Source organism: Terrisporobacter muris (assembly GCF_024621905.1).
Taxonomy (GTDB): domain Bacteria; phylum Bacillota; class Clostridia; order Peptostreptococcales; family Peptostreptococcaceae; genus Terrisporobacter; species Terrisporobacter muris.
Genome location: NZ_JANKBY010000370.1, coordinates 1 through 3,137 on the forward strand (window position 1 = coordinate 1; position 3,137 = coordinate 3,137).

Genomic DNA, 3,137 nt, shown 5'->3' on the forward strand with positions numbered 1-3,137 from the left:
ATAATAACCTTTCTCATAAATTATATTAAGGAAGGTTTTTGTTTTAGAATTATAAATTATTTATTCTATTGTTTTTTTATTTTTATCGCATATCCCCTTATTTATTATATATAACTATTATTCCAGCAGAGCTTTCATACTCTTCATCAGCTTTACTCTCTATATAACTTACTAAAGCCTCGTCCATCACTCCATATCCGCTCCTATCATCTTTATATTCAATAAATGTATATATTTCATAAGTCATTCCAGATACTTGTGGAAATTTACCTGCAGCATTTGGAAAATCACTTGTAGCAAACTCTAAAGCTTCAAATATTTGTTCATCTGTAACTTGAATCTTAGTTACTACATTTAATAAATTATTATCTATGCTGCCATCTTCACGTATAATTACTTACCCTATGTTGCTCAAATAATTTTCTGTTTGAGCAACAATTACATCATGACCCGATTTATCCTTTACCTTAGCATTTTTAACTACATAATGACTATGCACATCTATAAACACATCTAAACCTTCCTCTTGACTTATTATATCTGTTAATCTATATGATGCACTTTCTTAATCCATTCCCAAATGCAAAAGACCTACAATATAGTCAATATTTTATTTTTTAATTTATCAATTTGACTTTGTAATATCTTTCCTATTAATCCTGGATTAAATGAATACCCTTCTACCTTTCTCGGGTCTGCTTTTGTAACAGTATCTGGAGTAGTAAGTCCTATAACTCCCTAAGACTCCTTATTCCTCTTAATAGAAATTTATAACTAATTTGACTATATCATAGTATTTTTTATAATAAAATAAAAGCCATATGAATAATTATCCATTTTAGATAATATTCATATGGTTTTTATTTATAAGTTAACCTTATAATTCCTTATAATCAATGCATATCCATCTTCAATTTTTATACTACACTCATCATCTAGCATAACATTAGATATACCTAAAGATGATAGATACCCCATTTTAGCATTGTTCAAAGGGTACTCTAAATTTTTAAGAGTTATATTATTTGCATCTGTCATTATAGGGATAATTGATATTGTATCTCCCCTTTTTCCATGCAAAATAATCTCTTCATTTTTTATAGTAGTAATTTCTTCTTCACTAGTTATCATTCGAGGTTCAATATTCATTTCTCTTACATAATGCATTAAGCCTATGTTTGCAAGAGTATGGTCTATACGGCCTCCTAAAGCCCCATAAAAATCAATTCTTTTTGCTTCTAGTTCTTTAGCTAGATAAATACAAATTTCTGAATCTGTTTCATCTTTATGAGATGGATATGTTTTAAATAATACGTTTCTATTTTTATAATAGTATACTAAGTCTTTATCAATAGAATCTAAGTCTCCTATTATATATTTAGGTATAATATTCATTTTATATAAATGATTACAGCCACCATCGGCCCCTATTATATAATCATATTTTTCTCTAAGTATTATTTCTTTTGTTTTATCATAATTTTTTATTTCACCATTTAATATAATACAAACTTTCATTAGTATCTCCTAAAGACTTGCATTCTTTCTCATTAGCTTTACAGTTTCTTCTATGTTTTCACTATTAAATATAGCTGATCCTGCAACTATTACATTAGCTCCAGCTTCAACTACCTTATGAATATTATTTGGTTTTATTCCACCATCTACCTGTATATCAACATTAAGATTTTTTTCATCTATTATTTGTTTTAATTCTTTTATTTTTTCTACCATACTTTCAATAAATGATTGTCCCCCAAAACCAGGATTTACAGTCATTATAAGTACCATATCTACATCTTGTAATATGTGCTTTATAGTTTCTATTGGTGTAGCAGGATTAAGTGCAACACCAGCTTTTACATTATGTGACTTAATATTTTGTATAGTTCTATGTAAATGTCTGCACGCTTCCACATGAACTACTATTAAATCGCTACCTGCATCAACAAAATCTTTAATATAATTATCCGGATTTTCAATCATAAGATGTGTATCAAATACCATATCAACATCTTTTCTTAAAGATTTAACTATTCCAGGACCTAATGTTATATTAGGAACAAAATGTCCATCCATAACATCTATATGTAAATATTCACATCCTGCCTTTTCTACCTTTTTAACATCTTCTAATAGTTTTGCAAAATCTGCTGATAATATTGATGGTGCTAATTTTATCATTTTTTAATATCTCCTTTTCCCTTGTCTTATTTCATTAAGTAATTGTATATAACTTTCATATCTTACTTTAGAAATTTCCCCTGCTTCAACAGCTTCTTTAACTCCACAACCTGGCTCTTTTTCATGTATACACTTATTTCCAAACTTACAGTTATCAACTTCATCGAACTCTATAAAGTATTCCTTTAACTCACTTTCTTCTATATCTTCTAAAGTTAAGGAAGAGAAACCTGGTGTATCTGCAACTATACCTCCACATTGTAGTTTTAAAAGTTCAGCGTGTCTTGTAGTATGTTTCCCTCTTTTGATTTTATCACTAACTTCTCCAGTTTGTAACTTAAAATTTTGATCTATTTCATTTAATAAACTAGATTTTCCAACTCCTGATGGACCTGCAAAAACTACTACACTGTTATTTAACTCTTCTTTTACTTTGTCTATATTTTCTCTAGACTTGCTACTTACTGGAATTACCCTATATCCACTTAACTCATATATTTCTTTTATTTTATCTGTAATATTATCCTCATCCAAATCAACTTTTGTAAGAATAATTACAATTTCTAAATTTTCTTTCTCAGCAAGAACTATAAATCTATCTAATAAAGATAAATGAGGTGTAGGGTTCTTTACAGCAAAAACTATTAATGCTTTTTCCACATTAGCAATTGGAGGTCTTATAAGTTCGCTATCTCTTTTATCAATAGCTTCAACAACACCTATTTTCTTTTCCTCATCAACTATACTAATTTTTACTCTATCACCTACTAAAGGAGTTTGCTTATTTTTTCTAAATATTCCTCTAGCTCTACATTCATACAGTCCCTTTTCTGTATCTACGTAGTAGAATCCCCCTATTCCTTTCATTATCCTTCCATCTAACATTAATTGCCTCCTTATTTTTTTAACACTTTATTATATATTACCACAATATTTTTATTATTTTAAATTTA

General features: G+C 28.2%; 4 protein-coding genes. All 4 read right to left on the bottom strand.

Features of this window, described 5'->3' with window-relative positions; genetic code table 11:
* Nucleotides 1-97: 97 nt before the first annotated feature.
* Entirely contained in the window at nt 98-247 is a 150-nt protein-coding gene (locus tag NSA58_RS17910) for a hypothetical protein (RefSeq protein ID WP_161791903.1), read from the bottom strand.
* 617 nt (nt 248-864) lie between these two features.
* On the bottom strand, nt 865-1,518 hold the full coding sequence (locus NSA58_RS17915) for a thiamine diphosphokinase (protein WP_039678919.1): 654 nt from the start codon (nt 1,516-1,518) through the stop codon (nt 865-867).
* 9 nt (nt 1,519-1,527) lie between these two features.
* The gene (gene rpe / locus NSA58_RS17920; protein WP_039678918.1) at nt 1,528-2,184 is read right to left on the bottom strand and encodes a ribulose-phosphate 3-epimerase; all 657 of its coding nucleotides are present in this window, start codon (nt 2,182-2,184) and stop codon (nt 1,528-1,530) included.
* A gap of 3 nt (nt 2,185-2,187) precedes the next feature.
* The gene (gene rsgA, locus NSA58_RS17925; protein ID WP_039678917.1) at nt 2,188-3,069 is read right to left on the bottom strand and encodes a ribosome small subunit-dependent GTPase A; all 882 of its coding nucleotides are present in this window, start codon (nt 3,067-3,069) and stop codon (nt 2,188-2,190) included.
* Between the last annotated feature and the right edge of the window lie 68 nt (nt 3,070-3,137).